3 protein-coding genes are annotated in these 2,320 nt (G+C 57.2%); all 3 read right to left on the bottom strand.

Annotated elements, in window-relative coordinates:
- Nucleotides 1–221: 221 nt before the first annotated feature.
- Nucleotides 222–1,205 (bottom strand): flagellar motor protein MotB, encoded by a 984-nt coding sequence (locus tag ACRC1E_RS08930; protein ID WP_438514749.1) that lies wholly within the window; start codon nucleotides 1,203–1,205, stop codon nucleotides 222–224.
- A gap of 15 nt (nucleotides 1,206–1,220) precedes the next feature.
- The gene (gene motA / locus ACRC1E_RS08925; protein WP_438514748.1) at nucleotides 1,221–2,081 is read right to left on the bottom strand and encodes a flagellar motor stator protein MotA; all 861 of its coding nucleotides are present in this window, start codon (nucleotides 2,079–2,081) and stop codon (nucleotides 1,221–1,223) included.
- Nucleotides 2,082–2,091: 10 nt separating this feature from the next.
- The coding region (locus ACRC1E_RS08920) for a sigma-70 family RNA polymerase sigma factor (protein ID WP_438514747.1) at nucleotides 2,092–2,320 on the bottom strand (229 nt) is incomplete at its 5' end.

The following is a 2,320-nucleotide window of genomic DNA, read 5'->3' as shown; positions in this document are numbered from 1 at the left end:
TGTTTTTTGTCACGATTTCAGCTTCATCACTAGCCTTGACACCCGAATATAGCCACAACACAGCAAATGATTTATCAATCAATATTTAATATTGTATTCGGGTTTATTAATAGTTAAGCATAAAAAGACGCATCTGGCGTCATAGTAATGCAAAGCTAGGCAATCTCGTAACAAAAAGATGGAAATACGCATTAATTGTTGCGGTGCAACAACTCATGTATTCAGTGCGTCACGACCAGATTACTCTTCAGCACCTGTAGCGGCGAAGCTGTCGGCTGCTCGGCCTTGACACCAGGCATCAGCACTTCGGTGCGCCCGGGAATGCCGAACATGGATGACACCTGATGCGCCTGCTCCGTCGTCAATACCAGCATCTCGATGCGGCGATTACTGGCGGCCTCCGGATGCGCACGATCCAGCGGAGCACGGTCGGCCATGCCGACCACCTGCAGGATACTGTCCTGTGGCAGGCCACCCTGCAGCAGATGGGCCCGCGCCGTCATCGCACGGTTGCTGGACAACGTCCAGTTGGAAAACGCTGCGTATTGCTGCGAGCGGTATTGCGAAGAATCGGTATGCCCGACGATCAGCAGCTGGTTTTCGATGCCCTGAAACATGGCCCCCATATTGACCAGCAACAGACGGAAACGCTCGTTGATCCCCGCGCTACCGCGCTCGAACATGCCCTGCTGCTCAGTATCGTGCAGCAGGATGCGCAAACCGTAAGGGGTAACCACGGACTGCACATTACCGGCCAGCCCGGCTTTGACCGCCAGCGTCGTCATCATTCGCGCCAGCCTTTGCATGGCGGCATCGGAGTCCACCCGCTGACGCGAGCCGGCACCAGACTGGTTGAGAGCCGATGGATGGCTGCTGTTCTTCACCTGGGATTGGGGATTATTCTCCGCCTGCGGCTGCCCGGGGATAGGCTCGCGCGGGATCAGGCTACCCTTGGGATTGCCGGCATGATCCAGACGAGCCGAGCCTCCCTCTGCCGTCATGGTCGAGCCACCGGAGTTAAGCACTTTTTCCAGATTTTCCTGGTCACGCGCAGCCAGTACCCACAGCACCATAAACAAACACATCAGCGCCAGCACGAAGTCGGCAAAAGCCACCTTCCAGGCGCCGCCATGCCCACCGTGCTCGCTACGGCGCGACACTTTTTTGATGATAACACCTTCGTGATGGTCATCTTTTCTGGCCATAGGCTACTCCTCAGCTCACGCCTTCAAGCGCATTGATCCACAACTCCAGCTGCGAAAACTGGGTTTGGTATTGAGCTGCACCAGACGGCGGCCGGAGTCGATGGCCAATAGCGGCGGCTTGCCCGCCACGTGGCTGACCAGCACCACCTTGACCGACTCGAAGTTGGACATTTCCTCCTTCACCTGCTGGTACATCATATTGCACAGCGGGTCGAGCACGCCGTAGCAGAAGAAGATGCCGATAAAAGTCCCCACCATCGCCGCGCCAACCTTGGCCGCAATCTCACCGGCCGTTGCGCCAGCCCCGACACTATTCATCGCCATCACGATCCCCAGCACCGCCGCCAGAATGCCGAAACCGGGCATGCCCTCGGAAATCTTTCCCAAGGACTTCGACGGCTGATTGAGTTCTTCATGGATGGAATCGATCTCGTGATCGAGTACGCCCTCCAGCTCGTGGGCATTGATCTTGCCCATCGCCATCAGGCGGAAGTTGTCAACGATAAAGGACATCAGCTTGGGTTCGTCCAGCACCAGCGGATAACGGGTAAACAGCGGACTTTGCGCCGGGTTTTCCACATGTTCGTCCAGCGCCTTCAAGCCTTGGCTGGCGGTAATCAATAGCTCGTACATCAACAACAGCAGCTGGCGCTGGAACTCGGCCCCCTGCTTCTTGTGCAGAATGACGCGCTTGAGCTGGCCCACCATTTCCTTGAGCACGTGGCCGGGATTGCCCAGTACGATGGCGCCTAGTGCCGCCCCGCAGATGATCAGCAGTTCGACCGGCTGCCACAGCACAGCCAGTGAACCGCCATGAATCATGAAGCCGCCAAAAACACAGGCGAGCACAATGAAAATACCGAGTAGTTGCTGCATGGTGGGCTTTCTAGGCGGCTTGTAGCCGCATTTTCATTTTTTTCAGCGCGGCCTTATTAATCTGGCACACACGTGCCTCGGTCAGATCGAGTACCAGCGCGATCTCCTTGAGGCTCAGGTCGAATTCGTAATACAGCTGGATCACGCGCTGCTCGCGCCCGTCCAGCGAGCTCAGCGCCTGAGCCAGGCTCAGGCGGTCCAGCAGCGCCTCGTCGGCACGTGGCGCTGCACCCGGCTCG

Origin of the sequence: Craterilacuibacter sp. (genome assembly GCF_051659485.1) — a bacterium.
In the GTDB taxonomy this organism is placed as follows: domain Bacteria; phylum Pseudomonadota; class Gammaproteobacteria; order Burkholderiales; family Chromobacteriaceae; genus Craterilacuibacter.
Note: the sequence above shows the minus strand (reverse complement) of the source record. Positions and strands in the feature narration are given on the sequence as shown.